The 20,885-nt window shown below is 45.7% G+C and carries 19 protein-coding genes; 10 read left to right on the forward strand and 9 right to left on the reverse strand.

The features are described from left to right. Window positions 1–184: 184 nt before the first annotated feature. Both CLV42_RS20100 and CLV42_RS20105 read right to left on the reverse strand, forming a co-directional pair. On the reverse strand, window positions 185–1,156 hold the full coding sequence (locus tag CLV42_RS20100) for a Nif3-like dinuclear metal center hexameric protein (protein ID WP_106603727.1): 972 nt from the start codon (window positions 1,154–1,156) through the stop codon (window positions 185–187). A gap of 326 nt (window positions 1,157–1,482) precedes the next feature. After that, window positions 1,483–2,829: a vanadium-dependent haloperoxidase gene (locus CLV42_RS20105; RefSeq protein WP_106603828.1), complete on the reverse strand. Its 1,347-nt coding sequence runs from the start codon at window positions 2,827–2,829 to the stop codon at window positions 1,483–1,485. 231 nt (window positions 2,830–3,060) lie between these two features. On the opposite strand from CLV42_RS20105, the gene CLV42_RS20110 reads away from it, so the two are divergent. From CLV42_RS20110 to CLV42_RS20130, 5 genes are all read left to right on the forward strand, one after another. Then, window positions 3,061–3,840 carry a M15 family metallopeptidase gene (locus tag CLV42_RS20110; RefSeq protein WP_106603728.1) on the forward strand — a complete coding sequence of 260 codons (780 nt, stop codon included), beginning with the start codon at window positions 3,061–3,063 and terminating at the stop codon, window positions 3,838–3,840. 152 nt (window positions 3,841–3,992) lie between these two features. Then, window positions 3,993–4,637: a PAQR family membrane homeostasis protein TrhA gene (trhA, locus tag CLV42_RS20115; protein WP_106603729.1), complete on the forward strand. Its 645-nt coding sequence runs from the start codon at window positions 3,993–3,995 to the stop codon at window positions 4,635–4,637. 162 nt (window positions 4,638–4,799) lie between these two features. Continuing rightward, window positions 4,800–5,555, forward strand: coding sequence for a class I SAM-dependent methyltransferase (locus CLV42_RS20120; protein ID WP_106603730.1), 756 nt, complete (start codon window positions 4,800–4,802; stop codon window positions 5,553–5,555). A 108-nt stretch (window positions 5,556–5,663) separates the two neighbouring features. Then, on the forward strand, window positions 5,664–7,268 hold the full coding sequence (locus tag CLV42_RS20125) for a T9SS type B sorting domain-containing protein (protein ID WP_106603731.1): 1,605 nt from the start codon (window positions 5,664–5,666) through the stop codon (window positions 7,266–7,268). 66 nt (window positions 7,269–7,334) lie between these two features. Further along, window positions 7,335–8,015: a helix-turn-helix domain-containing protein gene (locus CLV42_RS20130; RefSeq protein ID WP_106603732.1), complete on the forward strand. Its 681-nt coding sequence runs from the start codon at window positions 7,335–7,337 to the stop codon at window positions 8,013–8,015. On the opposite strand, the gene CLV42_RS20135 is transcribed toward CLV42_RS20130, so the two are convergent. Together CLV42_RS20135 and CLV42_RS20145 are read right to left on the reverse strand one after the other, a co-directional pair. Next, window positions 8,005–8,529: a hypothetical protein gene (locus CLV42_RS20135; RefSeq protein WP_146154437.1), complete on the reverse strand. Its 525-nt coding sequence runs from the start codon at window positions 8,527–8,529 to the stop codon at window positions 8,005–8,007. The two genes, CLV42_RS20130 and CLV42_RS20135, sit on opposite strands and share 11 nt — an antisense overlap. Window positions 8,530–9,114: 585 nt before the next feature. Next, window positions 9,115–9,480, reverse strand: coding sequence for a VOC family protein (locus CLV42_RS20145; RefSeq protein ID WP_106603735.1), 366 nt, complete (start codon window positions 9,478–9,480; stop codon window positions 9,115–9,117). Window positions 9,481–9,566: 86 nt separating this feature from the next. Here CLV42_RS20145 and CLV42_RS20150 point away from each other — a divergent pair, with 86 nt between their 5' ends. After that, a complete protein-coding gene (locus tag CLV42_RS20150; RefSeq protein WP_106603736.1) occupies window positions 9,567–11,537 on the forward strand; it encodes a heavy metal translocating P-type ATPase in 1,971 nt (656 codons plus the stop codon). Window positions 11,538–11,605: 68 nt separating this feature from the next. On the opposite strand, the gene CLV42_RS20155 is transcribed toward CLV42_RS20150, so the two are convergent. Next, window positions 11,606–12,445, reverse strand: a complete 840-nt coding sequence (locus CLV42_RS20155; RefSeq protein WP_106603737.1) for a DUF1266 domain-containing protein — start codon at window positions 12,443–12,445, stop codon at window positions 11,606–11,608. 258 nt (window positions 12,446–12,703) lie between these two features. On the opposite strand from CLV42_RS20155, the gene CLV42_RS20160 reads away from it, so the two are divergent. Continuing rightward, window positions 12,704–13,432 (forward strand): DUF4197 domain-containing protein, encoded by a 729-nt coding sequence (locus CLV42_RS20160; protein ID WP_106603738.1) that lies wholly within the window; start codon window positions 12,704–12,706, stop codon window positions 13,430–13,432. Window positions 13,433–13,698: 266 nt separating this feature from the next. Here CLV42_RS20160 and CLV42_RS20165 read toward each other — a convergent pair whose 3' ends face one another. From CLV42_RS20165 to CLV42_RS20175, 3 genes are all read right to left on the reverse strand, one after another. Further along, window positions 13,699–14,718 (reverse strand): proline iminopeptidase-family hydrolase, encoded by a 1,020-nt coding sequence (locus CLV42_RS20165; RefSeq protein WP_106603739.1) that lies wholly within the window; start codon window positions 14,716–14,718, stop codon window positions 13,699–13,701. A 247-nt stretch (window positions 14,719–14,965) separates the two neighbouring features. Further along, complete coding sequence (locus CLV42_RS20170) at window positions 14,966–15,385, reverse strand: hypothetical protein (protein WP_106603740.1); 420 nt, start codon at window positions 15,383–15,385, stop codon at window positions 14,966–14,968. Next, window positions 15,382–15,939: an RNA polymerase sigma factor gene (locus CLV42_RS20175; protein WP_106603741.1), complete on the reverse strand. Its 558-nt coding sequence runs from the start codon at window positions 15,937–15,939 to the stop codon at window positions 15,382–15,384. Before CLV42_RS20175 ends, CLV42_RS20170 begins: the two co-directional genes overlap by 4 nt. Before the next feature lie 100 nt (window positions 15,940–16,039). Here CLV42_RS20175 and CLV42_RS20180 point away from each other — a divergent pair, with 100 nt between their 5' ends. The 3 genes from CLV42_RS20180 (at window position 16,040) to CLV42_RS20190 (ending at window position 19,768) form a co-directional block, all read left to right on the forward strand. Next, window positions 16,040–16,393: a hypothetical protein gene (locus tag CLV42_RS20180; RefSeq protein WP_106603742.1), complete on the forward strand. Its 354-nt coding sequence runs from the start codon at window positions 16,040–16,042 to the stop codon at window positions 16,391–16,393. 133 nt (window positions 16,394–16,526) lie between these two features. Continuing rightward, entirely contained in the window at window positions 16,527–18,692 is a 2,166-nt protein-coding gene (locus CLV42_RS20185; RefSeq protein WP_106603743.1) for an outer membrane beta-barrel protein, read from the forward strand. A 92-nt stretch (window positions 18,693–18,784) separates the two neighbouring features. Next, window positions 18,785–19,768, forward strand: a complete 984-nt coding sequence (locus tag CLV42_RS20190; RefSeq protein ID WP_106603744.1) for an aldo/keto reductase — start codon at window positions 18,785–18,787, stop codon at window positions 19,766–19,768. A 16-nt stretch (window positions 19,769–19,784) separates the two neighbouring features. Here CLV42_RS20190 and CLV42_RS20195 read toward each other — a convergent pair whose 3' ends face one another. Beyond that, window positions 19,785–20,867 carry a metallophosphoesterase gene (locus CLV42_RS20195; RefSeq protein WP_106603745.1) on the reverse strand — a complete coding sequence of 361 codons (1,083 nt, stop codon included), beginning with the start codon at window positions 20,865–20,867 and terminating at the stop codon, window positions 19,785–19,787. Window positions 20,868–20,885: the final 18 nt, after the last annotated feature.

A 20,885-nucleotide genomic window follows, 5' to 3' on the forward strand; every position in this document is an offset into this window, starting at 1 on the left:
AATGAATAAACGGTTCTTTTGAGAATGACGATATGGCTTTTCCGCGCCGAAAATAGTCACACACAGTTAACCGGCATAATAATATACCGGAAATATAGAAGAAACAGGAAACATCAGGACACAAACACCATGACAATCAAACCATTCGTATAAGGTTACTATTCTAAAAAATATAGACGTTCTGCTATAAAAATGAGAGGGAACTACCCGTTGGTATATGTGTAGTTTTGATAGATGGGAATTTTGTCTGCAACCATTTCGCCATAAATTCAGATCCCGGCTCCTCACTTACGATATGTCCCAGTACGATCAACGACAATTGTTTACCAGCCGACCGGGCATCACGTACATATTCAGCGGTCTCCCATTCCGATATCTCACCACATACCAATACGTCAGGTTGCGTATTACTGATACTTTGTATCTGGTTCTTACCGCCATAAGCACCGGGCAACAGCAGCACTTTCTTACATTGTTGCTCCGGATCACCCACATAACGTACAGCCTCAATATTCAGTTTCTGTTTCAGATCGCCGATCAGCGCCTTTAAGGTCATGGGCGTTGCCAGATTATAAATAACGTGACTACTATCCTCATACTGCTGCCATCCCAGTTGGTCCACCAGGCCCTTACGCACACCATCAGGTCTTACACCATGTATGTAGTCATGGTTACGCCATACAACAATATTATGTTTCTTCAGCAGATCGGCCTTATAACGGTATACATCATCTTTCTCCAACCAGCCTGTTTCATCCGTATGATTATAGAACGTAGGCTCATGCGCGATAATAAAATTGGCATTCAGTGCAATCGCCTTCCTGATCACCTCCACAGTAGCAAACATAGTGGTTACAATGCCGGTTACCACAACATCTCTACTCCCCGACTTCAGGGTATCAACAGTATTAGGAAAAGGAGCCCCTGGCGCCTCTTTAATGAACATATCCATGATCTGTCCCACAGTAACCCCAGTATCCACAGCCCCCACAGCCCCCACAGCCCCCACAGTACCCCACTCCTGCATCGGTATAAAACCTGCGGCAAAACCGCCCAGGGGAGATGCAAGCGCCACAGCAGATCCTGCAGCTGTAGTTATCTGTGCAATAAATTTCCTTCTATTGATGGAGATGTTGTTATAGTTCTGACGTGGCATAATGACTGATTAACAGGGCTGATTATAAGATTGATTACATGACTGATTAACGCAATAAATATACTGTTTTTCAGGAAGATCTTTTTACATCAGCACCAATTAAAGTAGCGCTCCAACAGTAGCAGCGAAAGCGAAAGTAGCAAGCGGTTTCAGATGGGAATGGCGGGCCTTCGGCTCTCCGGTGGCACGACCGGTGCTGCCCAATAGATATCCAACCGCGCTATTCGATTGACAACGTTCAATCGACATCCAGAGAGGCGCCGACCGCCATCCCATACTGAAACCGAAGCTACTTAGCGTATACAAGAGGTCAAAAGATTACACCATCAATATCTCAATGATAGCACCCGCGTCGCAATATCCCCACCCGTCTGCGCCCCTATCTGGCTATCAAACTGATAATGAATACCACCATAAATCCTCGAAATAGACGCCTCATCCACCATCTGCTGAAAACCATTGAAAGACCGCGGCGCAAATCCTTCCGCCACTTTCTGATTATCAGTAAACGCAAACCCGTTACCAAAATAATCCGCCAGGATACTACCTGCCGCACCTGTAAACGTAGCATGCCCTGAAGTATAAGAAGGGAACGGAGGCGTACCGATCAGCGAAGTCCAGCCAGCAGCGATATACGTCTGTATATAGGTGACAGGTCGCAACAGATTGTATTTGTACTTATACTTCCAGCACACAATAGCCGCATCATTCTCGCCAATGCCAACTTGTGCGAAAAGCTTCGCCGCCTCTGTCAAACTAAGCCCGTTGTCAGCAATCAACTGGGAAGTGATCGCCAGCATATGTCCCGGTGGCGTGAAAGTACCGCCACCATCAGCCCAATAACGGGCAATAAGGTTCTCTTCAGGTGTCAGGGTATTCACCTTGTTATACACGAAATAAGCGGCCTTATAGAACGCAGAAGCCGTATCCGTGGAGAAAGCAGGATGGGCAATCCCTGCAGTCTCTGGTTGACGTGGCCGCACCATCAGGCGGTTATTGCCCCAATAAGGCAGCATGGCACGCTGGAAGGCAGGCGGCGTAGGCACCCAGAAAGCAGGACCTACCGGCGGTACGTAATCGGTAGGGAAGTTATTCAGATAACCGTCTTTGCCACCATCGGTAGTGGACCAGCTATAAATAGCCGCCGCCACCTGTTTACCAAAATTAACAGAGCGGCTGATTTCATCGGCGCCACAGCTACCAGATGCTGACGCCTTATTGGTACTGTCAAGCGTAGCGATCAGCGCAAGATTGGCAGCGCTGGCGTTAGGATACAGACTTTTGATGATGTCTGCCATGGCGCTGTTGGCAACCAGCTGCCAGTTATATCTTTTTCCCCATTCAGGGCGGGGTACATTGCTCAGTCCATCGAGCTGACCGCTGAGGGAATGACCATATCTGTCACTCCATATCACGGCTTCATGCAGCGCAACGCCTGTATAGGCAAGCGCCCTGGCAGCCACCGGCGGACTGAATCCCGGTGTCTCCTTAATGAGTTTAAATTCAAGCGCATACCATGAAACAGGTATGGCAGCAGCTGCATTACTTTGGGGAGTTAACTCGGCAGCAGCAATTGTGGGTTTGGGGGGTGCCTGGTCTTCCTTGCTACAAGCGGCTATAACAAGGATCATAAAGAGATAGATGCACCACGAACGTACGGAGTAAATGGTCATAATATTGAGTTTAAGAGGAAGTAATATAAACATGACCGGTAGCAATACTTCCGCAGTCAATTTACATGAAAAGTTGCCAAAATATCCCCCATTTTGTATAGGTCTTTCAGGAAAAGCATGTATCTTCGGTACCATTGTTTTTTACCTCAATCACCCCGAAATACGCATGTTAAAGCATCTCAATAAACCCACAACTCCAAATTGTTTAACCAAATCACCCTTCCAACATTTATGGAACTTAAACTCATCAGGATCAACAGCCAGGGTCCTCTCGTAACAAGCTGGCAATTCTTTTTAATCGGTCAGCATTTGTACGCCGGCGTTGCTGATGGCATTTTCTCAAGAGATGTGCTGAATGCAACTATTGAATTCCAGCGCAGGAATAATCTCCAGCCCGATGGTATTGTAGGCAACAAAACATATGGTGTTGCCATGCAATTCGGATTTGATGGCACCATTGACGACCGGACCGATAAATCGGGCGCAGATTATCCCAAACCACCCTCCTTTCAGCCATTGGTTTCGAACGAAGAAAGGGCGAAAGTATTCGGCAAGTTCTCGTATGTATCCCAACCTGTTGCCGGCAACCCGGAAAATATCAGGGTGACTGATAACTGGGTAGGCGAAAATATTGTAACAGCTACTGTTCCACAGCTGGTCAACATCAAAGGATCTGACAGAGTACAGTTCCATAAAATAGCGGCCAGCCAGCTTGTTAAACTGTGGGCTGACTGGGAAAAAGCAGGCTTGTTACCATTGGTGCTGACCTGGGGCGGATCTTATGTACCGAGGTTTATCAGAGGTAGTCGCACTACCTTAAGTAATCATTCATTTGGTTCCGCATTCGACATCAATGTAGCATGGAATCCGCTTGGTGCAATACCTGCATTGGTAGGTCAGAAAGGATCGGTGAGAGAGCTTGTGCAGATCGCCAATCTGAATGGTTTTTACTGGGGAGGACATTTCTCCCGTAAAGATGGAATGCACTTTGAAGTAGCACAGATAAAATAGCGTAAACATGCCGGGCCGTTTCCTTGAATGGTCCGGCATTTATACCATGCTATGGCAAATTTCAGTTATCCCCTATAGACAAATTCTATTATAGAGATTTTCGATTTATCCGGCCCGCAGATTGTAGTTACTTTTATACCAAAAGTAAACAGATGGCACCAGAGGTATATCAGTCAAAGTTCAACCGCAGACAGGAGATCGTAAATGGAATTATTCATGGTGCAGGCATATTGTTTGGCATCAGTGCACTGCCGATGCTGACAGGTATCGCAGCAACACATAACAATACTGCGGGCATTGTAGGTGCCGCTATCTACAGCTTTTGTTTCCTGCTGTTATTTACCTGCTCGACAATATATCACATCTCTCTCGAACCAGCTATCAAGCGATTATTTCTGATACTCGATCACATCAGTATTTACTTCCTGATAGCAGGAACATATACCCCTTTCCTGTTGGTATATATGAACAATGCTTTTGGTATCACACTGCTGTCAGTATTGTGGGGACTGACAATAGTAGGCATCCTTTTCAAAACATGGTTCGCGGGAAGATATGATATCATATCCACTATCATTTATCTACTGATGGGCTGGATACTGGTGGTGGGCGGACGCAGGTTCTTTACTGAATTACCCTTATCTGTACTGATACTGCTTTGTATTGGAGGCGTCCTGTATACCTTCGGCGTTTATTTTTATATCAGGGACAGGCGCACCTTTGCACATGCAGTATGGCACTCCTGTGTACTTGCCGCAGCTATCTGTCACTTCGTAGCCATCCTGTTATCGATGTAGCTCATCCGTATCCTGCTGCAAACTGATTTTGTCCGCAAATGAGGGTTAGTATTTCCGTAAATGAGGTGGTAGTTTACTGTCCTCATACGAAATTAGATACTAATAAAATTTATGCCTCAAACTTTTGCTCCCCCCGATGCGAACACATAATCATTAAGTACTATGCAGATGGAATACAACAGGATCGCAGACATCAAGCGGTTACAATTTATCGTAGACAGTTTGACAAAACACCTCCCTACCGGCTCCGTTGTACTTGACGTGGGTTGTGGTAATGGTATTATTGCCCGTCATCTCGGTGGCGAAGGGTTCAATGTGTATGGCATTGACGTCAGCGCCAAAGCAATAGAAAAAGCAAGAGCACTTACAGATATGCCTAATGTCAATTTTGATGTGATCAGTGCGGAACAACTCGTAGCTGATGGCAGGAAGTATCATGCTATCATTTGCAGTGAGGTACTGGAACATCTTAATCAACCAGAAAAGCTGCTGAATGTATTGTATCAGTCGCTTGCTGATGATGGTGTACTGATCGTTACTGTACCTAATGGCATGGGGCCCAGGGAAGTACTGATCACAAAGCCTGTCATTGCCCTGCAAAAGAAAGATAACTGGGTATGGCGCACCGTACTGAAAATAAAATCCATGCTTGGTTATAAAGGCACTACTGTTCAATCAGATGCAGATGATCTGACACATGTACAGTTCTTCAGCAAGCATTCGCTTGAAAGATTAGCCAGCAAAACACGGTTTAAGATCATCCGTTTCGGAAAAACGAACTTTATTGACGATGTTTTTCCATTTTCTTTCTTCACTAAAAAGATCAAGATTCTGCAGAAGTGGGATGGCGCAATTGCAGAAGTCCTTCCTTATCAACTGACTGGAAGTTTTGTAACAGTATGGGAAAAGAACCCATAAAAAAAATAGGTTATTTTATTGCTGAAAAACCCCGATTTATGGCCTGATCAAGCTGTATTGTCATGGTATTTACGTAGCTTTGTATTACCTATAGCCGTAATATAATCTATGAAAACCTTCAGTGTACTATTCAACATACTGAAAACCACGACCGTATCCTTATTGATCATGCTCCCAATCACAGCCAGGTCACAAACGATACCTATTTATCTCGAAAATCCATCCTTTGAAGGACAGCCAACAATGAATGGAATTCCTGCCCCATGGTACCAGCGATCGGTCAATCTGATCGCATATACTTTACCACTTGGCAGCACGAACGAGATTCCTCCATCAGATGGAAAAACATATGCAGCCTTACTCGCTGCATCTGAAAACAATACATCTGCAGGACATGCCGTGTGGACATCCATCGGACAAAAGTTATCAAACCAGATCGAAGCAGGAAAGGCATACCTGATCTCTTTTGATATGGCCTTGATGCCGGAAGAAGACCGCAGTGATAATACCGCTGCTACATCTACTGCATTAACCATCCTGGGAAGCACTTCCGAAACAGATATAGGAGAAAGGATCTGGTACTCGGATATCTATTACGAAAGAAAATGGAACCGGTTCACAGCAGTGTTAAAACCTAAGAAGAATTACACCCACCTTCGTTTTGAACCCTACGTTACAGACTACGATGATACTTGTTATGTAGTCACCTTTCTCGACAATATTTCGATGATCGAAGAAACGCTCAACTTTGATGTGAGTGCAGAAAATACATGCTATGGTGAAAATGATGGTAAGGTAACTGTTACCATGCATAGCCTGGATAAAGATACCTACAGCTTCCGCTGGGAACCGGGTGGTTATACAACGCCTGAAGTAGCTCATCTTCCTGCAGGCAAATACACGGTTACCGTAACAAGCAACAATAAGGGTAATTCACGATCGGAAAGCATCCAGGTAAAACAATGGGATATCAAGATCGATCCCACAGTAACAGGCATCAGTTGTTCTGGTGAATCAGATGCCAGCATCTATGTAAATGCGAGCGGAAGTTTAAGTCCCTATAAATATGCACTCGTAAACCAGTCGCCCGACCAGGATACACCCGGCTTCTATGAACTTGCAGCCAACTATTATACGCTGAAGGTAACAGACAGCATGGGCTGTTACAAAATGCAGGGGATCAACATCGTCAATCCGGGTCTTCTACAGATGAAAGATGCGATAGCCAAACCAGTATCCTGCAGCAGTGTAAGAGACGGTCAGCTTGTCTTCACACCTGCCGGAGGCACACCGCCTTATCAGTACAGGCTTGCAGATACTTTCCAGCTGGAGAACAGGTTCCGTCACCTGGATGCAGGCAACTATCACTACACTGTCGTAGATAGTCATAACTGCTCATTGGAAGGAAATGCAACGATAGAAAAAGAGTGGAGGGATTGTGCCGTATATATGCCTACTGCATTCAGTCCTAACGGAGACGGCAAAAACGACGTTTTTAAGGCGAAGCTGCAGGATGATATCACTGACTTCAGATTGTCTGTTTACGGCCGCTGGGGACAGCTTATTTTTGAAACTACAGACCCTGAGACAGGATGGGATGGAAAGCAGAAAGGTCTGGATCTGCCACCAGGTACCTATATATGGGTAGCCATCTATACCGACAGTAAAAAACAGGCGATGCGGCAGCAGGGTACCATTACCATGTTCAGATAAAATAAACCGATAATGCTCCGGATTGCAGTGAAATAGCGTAACTTGATAAGAGTTAATCTCTTAGCAATGGAACTGGTAGTATTCGCAGCACTTCATTTTGAGCTAAATGCCCCGTCTGCCGGAGAGTCGGCGGCGGGTAGCCCCCCTTTACAGATATTGCTTGACCTCATCAGATCCCAACAGGGTATAGGGCTGCAACCCTTACAGATCCACGCAGGTAGTTCTTCTCCCCCACAAATGCCAAAGATAGCCATCACCCCCAGTATGATGCGCTATCTCGATCACCTTTCAGGTACGATGCATGAAAACGGCACAAACGGCTATGAGCTGGGTAATATCAGGGTAGAACTGCTAACGGAATACCAGGAAAAGCAGACGCTCCAGGAACCTACAGACACCGCCCTGTCAACGACCATGATGCTCATCCGGAACGAAGTCATGCTCAACCCCAATATTCACGAACATAGCCTGCGGGTACTTGCTAAAAAACACTTCATTAACGAAAAAACGCTGAGCAGGGCATTTACAAAAGCATTCGGGGTAAAGATCAGTGATTTTATATTGGAACAGGTGATGCAGCGGGCCAGGTACCTGCTGGAAAATACACAAAAGACTGTAGCAGATATAGCAGAAGAATTAGGATATAGTAACGATTATAATTTCTCACGTACGTTCAAAAATATGTACGGTATTTACCCCACAGAACTCCGGAAAAAAGATACCACCCCGAAAAGGTCTACATACTAAACTCCTCGTAGAAAGCCTGTTTGGTAACAGGATCGTACCACAGGAACTGCCAGAATTCATCTTCCTCTCCCGCGCTGTAAGGGATGAGTCGATCTATGATGTCCTGTTTCCACCAGCCAAATTTTCCGGGGAAGGAAATAGCATGCATACTGTCTTCTGTTGACAATTGCAGCCCGTTCTTTTCAATGATTTTGTCGATCGTCGACTGATCACAACTAAAAGACATCAGTACCGAATAATCAATCGCCATGAAGTCTCCGTAGGTATAAAGATCTTTCACATCACTTGTCAGTTCGATCTGCAGATGTTCCTTAAAACGGTTCTGATTATCCTTTGTATCAGCTATGTCAGCATTATACTTGGGGAACACTCTTTCTGTCGGATCTGTTACTACTTCCTTAGATTTGCCGAATACTCTATGTCCTTTACCTCTGATCTTTCCGCAGGAAAGAACGGTCATTGAGAATGACAAAAAGAATAACGTCAACAATAACCTTCCTGAATGCTGTTTCATATGACAATTTGAAAGGGATATACAAATATCGTTGCAGCTGCTGCAACCCGCCTGCTTCATTCGTTGGCACAAACACTATCATAGGCATCTCTCAAGAGATAAAATCCCCCGCTTTAACAGTACAAATATACATATGAAAATTTAGAATATCATCAATATCCCTATAGTTTACAAGATTTTAACCTGGCGCTGATGGCTTCCGGGCTAAGATCTGGTACTCAGTTATTAAATTATGGTATCATATTTGTACTTTTACCACCACAAAGCATTATTTCATGTTCGTAAGACCGATACTCATACTGTCGCTGCTATTTTCCTCTTTCATTTGCTGTACTATAAGTGGGTGTACTTATCGTGTTGCACCACCACCTCCTCACGGAAATCCTCATGGTTTACCACCAGGACAAGCGAAAAAGCTAACAGGATCCAAATCGGCCAGGCCTTATGCACCAGGTCAACAAAAGAAACAAAACTGGTAAGTTATTTTTTCCTGGTGATCATATCATAAACAAGTCCTGCAGCAACCGCATAAACTGCATGGTGTAGTATATCAATGCCATCCGCCCACACATGCGTCTGCCTTAATTACGAGTGCTGGTATAATCCGAACACATTACCCGCAGGGTCACTGAACTTTGCTGTTATCTCTCTGGCTTCATCATTCATATTTTCTACGATCTTTCCCCCGTTTGCAGTGATCAGTTGCAGCGTAGCGCGCATATCAGATACCATCAGGTGAATGCTAAGACCTTTATCGCTATGTGGTTCACGTCCGCTTACAAAAGTACCGCTCACTTCTTCCACCGCATCATCAAACGCATTTGAACCGTCTCCACGTGTCCTGATCTTCCAGCCAAATATTTTTTCGTAGAAAGCTGCTGATGCTTTCACATCTCTCGCAGGAATTTCGAGATAACATATCTTGCCGTTTCCGTAAGTAGGATGTTCCATATTTTTGTGGATTTATTAGTTGCAGATGGGGTATATCCTTTCACTAAAGTAGCATTGTTTCAAATCATTTTCTTAATTTATCGCCTATGGAACAACATAAAGATCATGAGCATGCGCACGATCATGGAGGTATTTTCGGTCACAATACGGAGCTGATCTTTAGCATTATATGCGGTATTTGCCTGGGCATAGGCTTCGGGCTTCAGTTTATAAAGACGCTACCATCGGGTATACCCCTGGTGTTTTATATAGGGTCCTATTTCTTCGGAGGTTTTTTTACTGCTAAAGAAGCAGTTACAGCGATCAGTAAGGGTGAATTTGAAATTGACTTCCTGATGCTCGTAGCGGCTGCCGGAGCGGCCATACTCGGCGACTGGGCAGAGGGCGCCTTACTATTATCCTTGTTCAGTCTTGGGCATGCACTGGAACATTATGCCATGGGCAAGGCAAAAAAATCTATTGCCGCACTGGCGGAATTAACGCCTAAAACGGCGCTGTTAAAGTCGGGCGAAGAAGTGGATGTGGAAACCCTGAAAACAGGCGATATCATCGTTATAAAACCTGATACGAAGATTCCTGCGGATGGTATCATCGTAGCAGGTAGCAGCAGCGTCAATCAGGCGCCAATTACGGGAGAAAGTATACCTGCAGAGAAACAGGCGGTCGCCGATTCCGAGGTTAACATTGACAAGGCCGATCAACTGGAAGCGAAATACAGGGTCTTCGCGGGTACCATCAATGGTAATGGTTCGCTGGAAGTAAAGGTTTCCCGCTTATCTTCCGGTTCTACTATCGCCCGGCTGATAAAACTGGTGAATGAAGCGCAGTCGGGAAAGTCTCCCTCCCAACGGTTTACAGACAAGGTACAACGATATTATGTACCAGCAGTATTGATCCTGGTGACTTCATTATGCTTTGCCTTTCTCGTAATAGACGAGCCTTTCAGTAAGAGCTTTTACCGTGCAATGTCAGTACTGGTAGCAGCCAGCCCCTGTGCGTTGGCGATAGCAACTCCCAGCGCTGTATTAAGCGGTGTAGCCAGGGCAGCCAGATCTGGTGTGTTGATCAAAGGAGGAAGACCCTTGGAAGATCTGGGTACGCTGACGGCATTAGCCTTCGATAAAACAGGCACACTCACAGAAGGCAAACCGAAACTCACCAATATCATTTCCCTGAACGGCACCAGTGAAGAAGAGCTGCTGCAACTAACGGTGGCGGTAGAATCCCTGAGTGATCATCCCCTGGGTAAAGCGATCGTAAAAGACGGGAAAACAAAACTGGGAAATGCCTCACTTCCGCCTGTCAGCGACCTCAAATCCGTGGCAGGAAAGGGTATCAGCGCCCGGACTGGCAATGACACCATCGTGATCGGCAATCCCGCCTTATTTGAAAAAGAGCAACTACCACAGGAGTTGTCAGAAAAAGTAGCTGCACAGCAAGAAAGCGGGAACACCACGATGATCGTCAAAAAGAACAATGACTACATCGGCCTTATCTCAGTGATGGACCCCCCAAGGGAAGAAGCGAGACAGGTATTGCAGGAACTTCGTAGTGCGGGCATCCGGAGAATGATCATGCTGACCGGTGATAACCAGCGGGTGGCTGATGCGGTGGCGCGGCAGACGGGACTGACAGAAGCCTGGGGCGACCTGTTACCTGAAGAGAAAGTGGATGCCATCAAAAAGTTAAAACAGGACGAAAATAAGGTGGCCATGATAGGCGATGGGGTCAACGATGCCCCAGCCATGGCAAACAGCACCGTTGGCATTGCAATGGGCGCTGCGGGCAGTGATGTAGCCCTTGAAACAGCCGATATCGCATTGATGGGAGACAAGCTGTCCCTCCTGCCTTTTGCTATCCGCTTAAGCAGGCAGGCGAAAAACATCATCCGCCAGAACCTTGTATTCAGTATGGGGATGGTGGTGATACTGATCCCGCTTACCATATCGGGCATCGCTTCTATCGGTCCGGCAATTATTGCACATGAGGGATCTACACTATTGGTAGTATTTAATGCATTGAGGTTGCTGGTATATAAGGATCACAACGGAAAATAAAAATCCCAGGTATAACCAAGTTATACCCGGGATCGTTTATAAGTATCGTAAAACGGTCACAAACTACATTAGCGGCTTTCCAACAGTACCCAGGGACTGCTATCTTCGGAAAGCAGATCGCAATGAGCGCCGTACAGTTCATCCAGTTGTTCAAGATCACCGCTCCACATAGCGAATCCCATCAGGTAATTTTCGCCCAGGTTAGTCCAGGTGGTATAATTGTGTAGCAACTCCTTACCGTATTTCCGGATATGTCCGATGGCCTCGTCCCTTGACAGGAAGCCTGCATCATATCCCCAGCGACAAAGATTAATAGCACGGCCAAGGTCCCAGGTGAGGGCGTCCAGTTTACACTTTTTACCTTCAAAACAGCCCGCTTCCTCACGTAGATGTTTGTAACCTTCGGAAATATTGGAAGCATACAGATCTACAGATATTTCGTCGCCTTTCGCGGTAAATTCCTGTTGCAGTTTTTCCAGTTCTGCAGCCCTTTCCCTTACAGGCAGGGTGGTCAGTATATTCCAGATGGGTTTGAAGTATACCCGATGGCCGTGGTTCACCAGCCAGTCGATGTTATTCAGTAGTTTGTCCCTGGTATTGATGTGCCATTCCCTTTTCAGTATGCCCCTGATCTCCTCCTGGTCGCTATCTGTTTCCAGGGTATCCATACGGTCGCCATGCAGATAGGCCAGGTTGGCGCCACAGGCAATATATTGTCTGTCATGCAGGGACAGCGTGCCATCTTCATGCAGGTCCGTCGTATCTTCTTCCTCTGCAGGTTGCATGGCGCGGTCCTGTGTTGCTCTGAGCGCAATCTCTTTCGCCCTGCGATTCAGTTTGATCAATTTGACAATAACAAATAGAATGTAAAGGGCAGTTACGCCGACGATAATGATGATCGTTTTCATGTGGAATCTTTAAATATCGCATACTGGAAGATGAAAATCCGGCATGCGCGCTCGGTTACTGACTCAGTTTAAAAGCTGTTTTTCTTCTCTCTGGCTTTAGAATATTATGCTCCGTGTCTGTGTTTAATAGTGTTCCTGACCGTTAGGGATCATTGTTTTTCTCCTTATGCAATATCGCATTTTTAAAGGGAATATTCTATTAAAAAGAAAAATCTATCTTTGTGATCTCTACCATTTATCAATGTAATACAATCTATTATGAAACAAGGCTTTTTTGCATGTATTTTAGCCGCACTCCTATTGACGAGCACTGGTTGTGAAACTTCGCAACAGATCCTGAATAACCTTCCAACTTCAGGTGGTCTGAGTTCCGCACAGATCGCTGCGGCGCTGAAGGAAGCACTCACTATCGGTACCCAGAACAGTGCAAATAAGCTTTCCGCTGCCAACGGTTTCTTCGCTAATGCCGCACTTAAAATACTGATGCCTCCTGAGGCTCAGAAGGTGGAAAATACCCTACGTAATGTAGGTTTGGGCAGTGTTGTGGATAAGGCCATCCTGTCCATGAACAGAGGCGCAGAAGAAGCTGCTAAATCTGCCGCTCCTATCTTCGTAAACGCCATCAAACAAATGACCATTACTGATGCCCTGGGCATCCTGAAAGGAGGTAACTCTGCCGCTACCAACTACTTCAAGGATAAGACCACCGCTGCGTTGACCACTGCTTTCAAACCGGCTATCAGCGACGCCCTGAAGAAAGTAGATGCAACCAAATACTGGACAGATGTGTTTAATGTATACAATAAATTCTCTTCCACCCCGGTAAATACCGACCTTACCGCTTATGTAACCGAAAAAGCGATTGCCGGTATCTTCCAGGAAGTAGCAGTCGAAGAGCAGAAGATCAGGCAGGACCCTGCAGCCCGTGTAACCGACCTGCTGAAAACAGTATTCGGAAGCGCGCAGGCACAGCAACAAACAAAATAACAATGATCGTTCTGCAATGATCATTACAATAAAAAGGGCTGACCCACGAATGCATCTTTCGCCTCGTTGGTCAGCCCATCTAATATGATCTTCTCCTCCTTATATTTGGATCAAGTCCACCTCAAGTCCAACTCAAGTCCATATCAAAAGCATGTTTAAAGCATGTATACTACTGGCAAAAGGCAGGTTTCCCTCCTGTAAAACACACCCTTATACTCCCAAGATAAAATAGTATCACTTTGAGGATGCCCCCTTACGGTACTGCTTTAACCCTTCCGGAATGTACCCTGATCCACACCCTTTATAAACGCGATAAGCCCTGGAAAATAGTGCTTCTGATCATCCCAGCAGCTGAAATGACTGCCTTCCGGACAATATACATTACTTCCATTCTGCACCTGTGTGCTCATCCACTTCATATGCTCCGGGTCCATTGTATCAAACTTCGCACCGATAGTCAATGTGGGTACCTTGATTTTAGGAAGGTCGCCGCTACGGTCCCAGTTAATGAGACGGCCACCGGGCTTGAATTCACTGGGCCCCTGCATCGTAACATAAACAGCGCCATTCAGGTGTTTGAAGGTTCTGTTGACAGCCTCGGGCCATTCAGGTAATACACAGATATGCTTCCTGTAATATTCGTTCATCACAAGTGCCTGATAGGTGCTGTCTCCGTATTGGTTATTGTTTTCATATGTTTCCAATGAATCGACCAGCGACTTTCTCATTTGTGCCCTCAGCACTTTATTGTACGCAGCATAACTGGTTATGCTGGACATCATATCAGATATAATGAGCCCTTTTATATGCTGCTGGTATTTCAAGGCATAATCTATCGCAAGCATACCACCCCAGCTGTGTCCCAGCAGGTAGAAGTTTGTACTGTCAAGTTGTAATGCCTGACGTACCTGCTCTACTTCTTCCACATAATGCTCCATCGTCCAAAGGCTGCTGTCGTTGGGCTGTTCACTGTAATAAGATTCCAGCTGGTCGTATTCGATCAGTTCAATACCTTCCTGAGGCATAACGCTTTCGAAGCATTCAAAGAATTCATGTGTTGCACCGGGGCCTCCATGCAGGAGCAACAGTTTCATCTTAGGGTTGTTGCCGATCCGTTTTGTCCATACATGAAATTTACCTTTCGGTGTTATTATTTCTACCATTTTAACACCGCCAGTCTGAACACCGGAATCGTGTGGCAGAAAATACTGTTGATAGTTAACACCCTGGGGGTGTTGATTACATGCCGCAAAGAGTACTATCAGCAGAATAATAAAATTTCTCATTTGATGCTGTTTAGGTTTAGGTTGAGCGTTGTGTATTTAAGAGAGCACGAAAGTAAACTGAAATACACTGGGGCTATATCCCCAAATCAGGGGACGGCCACTACCCATTTTCCCTATACCTTTCCAACAAAGAATTACATCAAAAGGTTACATTACATTCAAAGGTTACACAAGCAAAAACGCTATAAAACAGCAGGATGAAGCCCTGTATCAATTCAACGGTGTCGAATTGTAGTCAGGAGCGCATTTATCTTCCTTTCAGGAGTGCCTGTTTCACCAGCTTCTGGTCAAGGTATTGTATCAGCAGCAGGAGGATGGTACCCAGGATAAATATGGTCCCATAGCGGGAAATGAAACCAAAGATCACCTCTCCTCCGCCAAAATGTATGATTGCTGCGATGGAACTTCCACCGAAGAACAGGCAGCAGAAGACAACGATCCCGTTAAACCGCGTTTCCGCCATACGCTGCTTTCGTGACCTTAATTTAGCAGTCACCTTTACGGCAAAATCATGGGGCAGATCCGGGACAGGCTCATTGCCCAGCGCCTCAAATAACATGCTGTATACCTCCAGTTCTTCTGCCTCCTCCGACGATAACCCAGCCTTTTGACCAGCCAGTCCCTTCTCCAGTAATTCCTGCAGTTTTTTGTCATCCATCTCCTTCATGACAGCTCATTTTTAAGATAAACACTTAATTTCTCCTTCAATAGCTTCCTTCCGCGGAACAGGTAACTTTTCACCGTTCCCTCCGGCATGCCCGTTATTTCGGCTATCTCCTGGTACGAGAACTCGTTTAAATGGAATAATGTCAACACCGTCCTGTATTGCTCCGGCATCTGTGCAATCAGCCTGTTAATATACTCCGTTACGTCCTTTTTATCCAGCAGCTTTCCCGGGTTTTCTTCTGTAAAACTATAATTCTCAATATCGGCGGGATGCGCAACAATATTATCGCTGCTGTACTTTTTACAATAATTGATAGCCGTTACATAGGCAATACGGGCAATCCAGGTAGATAATTTCGACTTATACTCAAACCGGTGCAGGTGCTGGTGCACCTTCATAAAGACCTCCTGGCAGATATCCTCCTTGTCCTCCTTTGTATTGATGATCCTGTTCACTACATGGAACACCAATCCCTGGTATTGTTTTACCAATACCTCAAAGGCTTTCAGGTCTCCATGCAGGATACGCGGGAGCAGTTCCTTTTCATCAATCATGTCAGATTAGACAACGGTTTGGGAATAAATGTTGCAAAAATTATGAGAGATTTGCAACATTTCCGGAATTCGTCTTGTCTACTGATAAAAACCGCTAATTATGTTTGCTATTGTCGAAACACTCGGAAGTTTTATCATGATCATCTCCGTTTTTGCTATTATGGCCGCTGTCATCACCGCTATTCTCAATTACCGGCTGAAAAAGCGCATTCTTGACAACGGTCCGGTAGACGAAAACGCACTGAAACTGGTACCGGCCTTTCCCCGACTGAACACAGAAATGCTGAAATGGGGTGTTATTCTCCTTTTTGCCGGCCTGGGTCTGATCGTCCTGGAGTTTATTCCCTACAACGTAGAACACTCTACACTTCCTTATGGTATTGAAACCGTATTCATTGCCATCGGGTTCCTTGTATATTTCTACATTGTGAAGAACAAACAGCACCAGGACTAATCTCTCCCCCCTCTTCGCCGGAGCCAACCACTTGCCTATACCTTCCCGGCTATTATCATTCACATATTGCAATCCCTGCTTTTAAAGCCTGTAATGCTTTAAGGGGAATTGCTATGCCTAAAAAATAGTTACCATGAAAAAACAACTACGATCAATATACACAGCCCTCCTGCTTGCAGGCAGTCTGACAGTAGTAGCGCAGACACCCGATTCAGCTCATATAAAAGGGCTGAAAACAGTGACTGTCACCGCGCAAAAGCCGATCATCCGCCGGGAAATCGACCGCCTTATTTACGACTTCCAGGCCGATCCTGACAGTAAAGGCAGTAATGTCCTCGAAATCATGCGTAAAGTCCCCTACCTGTCTGTGGATGCGGCCGGCAATATTCTTCTCAAGGGCAATACCAGCTTCCGCATTTTGGTCAATGGTAAGCCCTCTGCCCTGCTGGAAAAAGATCCTTCCCAATTACTCCGTACCATTCCCGCATCCACCATCCAGCAAATAGAAGTGATCACCACACCGCCATCCAAATATGATGGTGAAGGGTTGAGTGGTATCATCAACATTATCACTATTAAAAGGAAAACAGATGGCTATAACGGCACTATTAATGTCAGTGAAAGGTTTCCTGCCAACGGACCGGGCACCGGTGCCTCCTTCGCCCTTAAAAGCGGGAAACTGGGCATATCTGCTTTCGGTGGCGCCAGCAAGTCTGACAGGCCACATACTATAAATGACATGCAGCGCCATTCAGGAGGAGAATCGCCCGCCTACCTGGAACAGGATGGCGACAAGCGTTCAGGCCGCAAATCGGCCTACCTGGGCACTGAGATTAGTTATGAGGCCGATAGCCTGCACCTGCTCGCCGCACAGCTCAACATCAGCAGAGATAATTCCGATGGTAAAGGGTATTTGCTTTCTGACCTTAGTACCAACCATACCACCCTGCAGCATTATTATCTTAACAATACTGAAGATGGTAAAGGTAACAGTATGGACGCCGGTATCAATTACCAGATCACCTCCAGGAAGAATAAGAATAATCTCCTCACCTTTTCCTATCGTTACGCCACCAACGGCAAGGACCTGAACTATCAGCAAACCTTTACTGATACCATCAACTACTTCAATCCCGGCTACCGGCAGTATAACAACGAGACCTTCGGCGAACACGCTGCGCAGATAGACTATGTCCGTACCTTCAAAAAGTTCAGCATGGAAGCCGGCGTTAAAGGAATATGGCGCAATAATACCAGCGACTACAGCTATGAATATTATCAGTCTTCTTCCGGGAAGTTTGAACGGGATCCTTCTTCCGACCGCTTTAATGGTAGTCAGGACGTTTTCAGTGCATATAATTCATATACTTTCTCCACTAAAAAATGGGACGTAAAAGCAGGCGTACGCGTTGAGCAAACATTCATGAGCGCTGCCTATCAGAGTGATTCAGCACACCTGCATAAGCAGTTCCTTAATTTACTCCCTTCCCTCATCATCAACCGGAAACTGAATAATAACAGCTCACTGAACCTGGGCATTAGCCAACGACTGAAACGGCCTAATATCTACCGCCTCAATCCATTCACAGACCGGTCAAATCCGTCCAGCGAATCATCAGGCAATCCCGCACTGCGGCCTACCTCGATCACCGATTTCCAGCTCAGTTACAGCTGGTCTGGAAAGATGTCTGTCAATGCAGGTATCAGCTATTCTTATAACAACAACATGTTCATGGAAATAGCAGCCTTTGATACAACCCGTTATATCACCCGCACCACCATTCAAAACAATGTAAAGGGAGGCGGTCTTGCATTGAATTACAGTATCAACTATCCTCTCCTGCGCTGGCTGAACCTTAACATTAACGGCAATACCGTCTACATCTCTGTTAAGGGAGAGGAGAATGAAACAGCTGTCAGATTAAATACATGGATAAATATGGTGAACACCGCTCTTGCGGCACGTTTAAACAAAGGGTGGAAACTGAATGCATCGCTGAATGTCATCGGCCGCAACCAGGTGTCATTACAAGCCTATGCCAACGCTATAATCAGTACCTCTTTCGGGTTTAACAAGGAACTAATAAAAGACAGGCTGTCCTGTTCCGGGACCATCAATAATCCGTTTACACAATACCGTAATAACCGAATAACAATGAACGGCATCCTCTTCACACAAGATAACCGTACACAGGAATATTTCCGCACCGTGAATATGAGTGTCAATTATAATTTCGGCAAGCTCAGACAGGGCATTCAAAAGAATAAACGCGGCATCAAAAATGATGACGGCAACTAGTCAGGGAAAGATTCCTTGGGACTGTTCTGCACATTACTTCGTATCTTTAGCAATCGAGTAAACAGCAACACTTTAACCCAAACGACGGTCTCATGAAATTCAGGAAACTAGGTAACACAGACGTCCTATTATCTGCAATAGGGCTGGGATGCATGGGGATGAACCATGCTTATGGCGAAGCAAACGATGTTGAATCCATCGCTACCTTAGAAAGGGCGATTGAACTGGGCATCAATTTCTGGGATACAGCGGATATTTATGCCAACGGTAAAAATGAAGAACTGGTAGCCAAAGTATTAAAGCCCAACAGGTCGAAAATATTCATCGCTACCAAATTCGGCTTTACCTTCACTGATGGACAGCCTTCAGGCTTCGATGGGTCACCGGCTTATATGAAAAAGGCGGTGACAGACAGCCTCAGAAGATTACAGACAGATGTGATCGACCTTTACTACGTACACCGTGTTGATCAGAAGGTGCCCATTGAAGAAACTGTGGGAGCGATGGCCGACCTGGTAAAAGAAGGGAAGGTGCGCTACCTGGGATTATCTGAAGCAGGTGTAAATTCTATCCGTAAGGCACATGCGGTACATCCTATTTCAGCCTTGCAAAGTGAGTACTCTCTGCTGACAAGAGACGTAGAAGATCAGATCATTCCCGTTTGCCAGGAGTTGAAGATCTCTTTCGTGCCATTCAGTCCGCTGGCGCGTGGCCTTGTCACCAATACGCTGGATGTAAATACACTAAAAGAAGATGATTTCAGAAAAACTTTGCCACGGTACCAGGGAGCGTATGCCGAGAACAACAGGAACCTGGCGGAAGCATTTGCCGAACTGGCGGCCGGCAAACAATGTACTGCTGCGCAACTGGCACTGGCCTGGGTACTGAACCAGGGAGAGGACATCATCCCGATCCCCGGCACCAAACGAAGGAAATACCTGGAGGAAAATGCGGCGGCGGTGGATATTACCCTTTCACCCGCTGATAAACAAGCGATCGAAGACCTGCTGGCGAAATATCCTAATGTAGGCGACAGGTACAACGAATCACATAAGAAACTCCTGGATAAAAATTAAACAAAAGCGCCGCTGCTTATAACTGGTCAAACAGATAATCCAGCGGCGCTTCTTCCAATACTATCCTGTTGATCTTCTTCCCCTCCTGCTCCCATTTCACAAGACGGATAAACCCTTCGGCGATCTCTATGCCCGTAATATCGCCATCACCGAAACAACAACAGCCGGTATTAAAATAACTGGGGCTTACCATTGTCTTCACAAACTGCTTTCCTGCATATTCAGCCTTCCGCTTTTCCAAAGCATCCTGTAATGCCTTTATGCGTTCTTCATCATGTTTCTCCCTTGCCTTTATGAGCTGTTTGGTGAGCCGGTCTATGTGGTCCATAGACGCAAATACCGGCTTATGTGTATGTCCTGATATCAGTAGCGTCTTCCTATACTGCTGGCTCCATTCATACATGATGATGTTATGTTCATCTACCAGGTCAAAATTATCAGACAATGTATCCAGCCTGACGTCAAACCAACGCTGTACAGGTGTCCAGACAGCCGCTACAAACCATTTACTGAAGGCATTCCCGTCGCTTCTCAGATCTCCCTGATGACCATGCGCCAGGAAGATCGTTTCATCAGCTTCCTTATATTTCATCTTCAGGACGAGTCCTTCATAAATTTTAAATCCCTTCCCGAACAAAGGTTTCAGGTACTGATCTCTTGGCACCTGGTAGTTCCATTCCAGGTCATGGTTGCCCACTATCCTGTAATAGCGTTGCTGTTGCAGGAAGCGGGCCTCCTCGAGCAGGGATTCCCTGTTCCTTTCTATTACTACAGAGGGCTTATTCTCCCACAGCTCCTCACAATCGCCCAGGTTTACCAAAGTAAAACCCTTTTCGTAGTAGTGACGCAGCGCGGTAAGATAAGACGCTTCAGCCAGCATAAAATCATCTGATCCATCCTTTCCGCCCTTATGCTGATCGGAAAAAATGATAATAGAAGTTTTTTCATAATCACATGTCAATACCAATCCCCGGTCCTTCTTTCCATCGCATATCTGTTTATATAACTGCGATAATGAATCGAATACCAATTGTTTATCCGGTTTGGAAGATACCGAGTTTGACAGCCGTACTATAACGTTCCTTATAAATTTCTTCATACTAATAGCTAAGATTCC

The sequence above is a fragment of the Chitinophaga ginsengisoli genome, from assembly GCF_003014595.1.
GTDB lineage: Bacteria > Bacteroidota > Bacteroidia > Chitinophagales > Chitinophagaceae > Chitinophaga > Chitinophaga ginsengisoli.

Excerpts from the sequence above, each read along its gene's own strand:
- CLV42_RS20100 (WP_106603727.1), bottom strand. The coding sequence starts at position 1,156 with ATGCCACGTCAGAACTATAACAACATCTCCATCAATAGAAGGAAATTT.
- CLV42_RS20105 (WP_106603828.1), bottom strand. The coding sequence starts at position 2,829 with ATGACCATTTACTCCGTACGTTCGTGGTGCATCTATCTCTTTATGATC.
- CLV42_RS20110 (WP_106603728.1), top strand. The coding sequence starts at position 3,061 with ATGGAACTTAAACTCATCAGGATCAACAGCCAGGGTCCTCTCGTAACA.
- trhA (WP_106603729.1), top strand. The coding sequence starts at position 3,993 with ATGGCACCAGAGGTATATCAGTCAAAGTTCAACCGCAGACAGGAGATC.
- CLV42_RS20120 (WP_106603730.1), top strand. The coding sequence starts at position 4,800 with ATGCAGATGGAATACAACAGGATCGCAGACATCAAGCGGTTACAATTT.
- CLV42_RS20125 (WP_106603731.1), top strand. The coding sequence starts at position 5,664 with ATGAAAACCTTCAGTGTACTATTCAACATACTGAAAACCACGACCGTA.
- CLV42_RS20130 (WP_106603732.1), top strand. The coding sequence starts at position 7,335 with ATGGAACTGGTAGTATTCGCAGCACTTCATTTTGAGCTAAATGCCCCG.
- CLV42_RS20135 (WP_146154437.1), bottom strand. The coding sequence starts at position 8,529 with ATGAAACAGCATTCAGGAAGGTTATTGTTGACGTTATTCTTTTTGTCA.
- CLV42_RS20145 (WP_106603735.1), bottom strand. The coding sequence starts at position 9,480 with ATGGAACATCCTACTTACGGAAACGGCAAGATATGTTATCTCGAAATT.
- CLV42_RS20150 (WP_106603736.1), top strand. The coding sequence starts at position 9,567 with ATGGAACAACATAAAGATCATGAGCATGCGCACGATCATGGAGGTATT.
- CLV42_RS20155 (WP_106603737.1), bottom strand. The coding sequence starts at position 12,445 with ATGAAAACGATCATCATTATCGTCGGCGTAACTGCCCTTTACATTCTA.
- CLV42_RS20160 (WP_106603738.1), top strand. The coding sequence starts at position 12,704 with ATGAAACAAGGCTTTTTTGCATGTATTTTAGCCGCACTCCTATTGACG.
- CLV42_RS20165 (WP_106603739.1), bottom strand. The coding sequence starts at position 14,718 with ATGAGAAATTTTATTATTCTGCTGATAGTACTCTTTGCGGCATGTAAT.
- CLV42_RS20170 (WP_106603740.1), bottom strand. The coding sequence starts at position 15,385 with ATGAAGGAGATGGATGACAAAAAACTGCAGGAATTACTGGAGAAGGGA.
- CLV42_RS20175 (WP_106603741.1), bottom strand. The coding sequence starts at position 15,939 with ATGATTGATGAAAAGGAACTGCTCCCGCGTATCCTGCATGGAGACCTG.
- CLV42_RS20180 (WP_106603742.1), top strand. The coding sequence starts at position 16,040 with ATGTTTGCTATTGTCGAAACACTCGGAAGTTTTATCATGATCATCTCC.
- CLV42_RS20185 (WP_106603743.1), top strand. The coding sequence starts at position 16,527 with ATGAAAAAACAACTACGATCAATATACACAGCCCTCCTGCTTGCAGGC.
- CLV42_RS20190 (WP_106603744.1), top strand. The coding sequence starts at position 18,785 with ATGAAATTCAGGAAACTAGGTAACACAGACGTCCTATTATCTGCAATA.
- CLV42_RS20195 (WP_106603745.1), bottom strand. The coding sequence starts at position 20,867 with ATGAAGAAATTTATAAGGAACGTTATAGTACGGCTGTCAAACTCGGTA.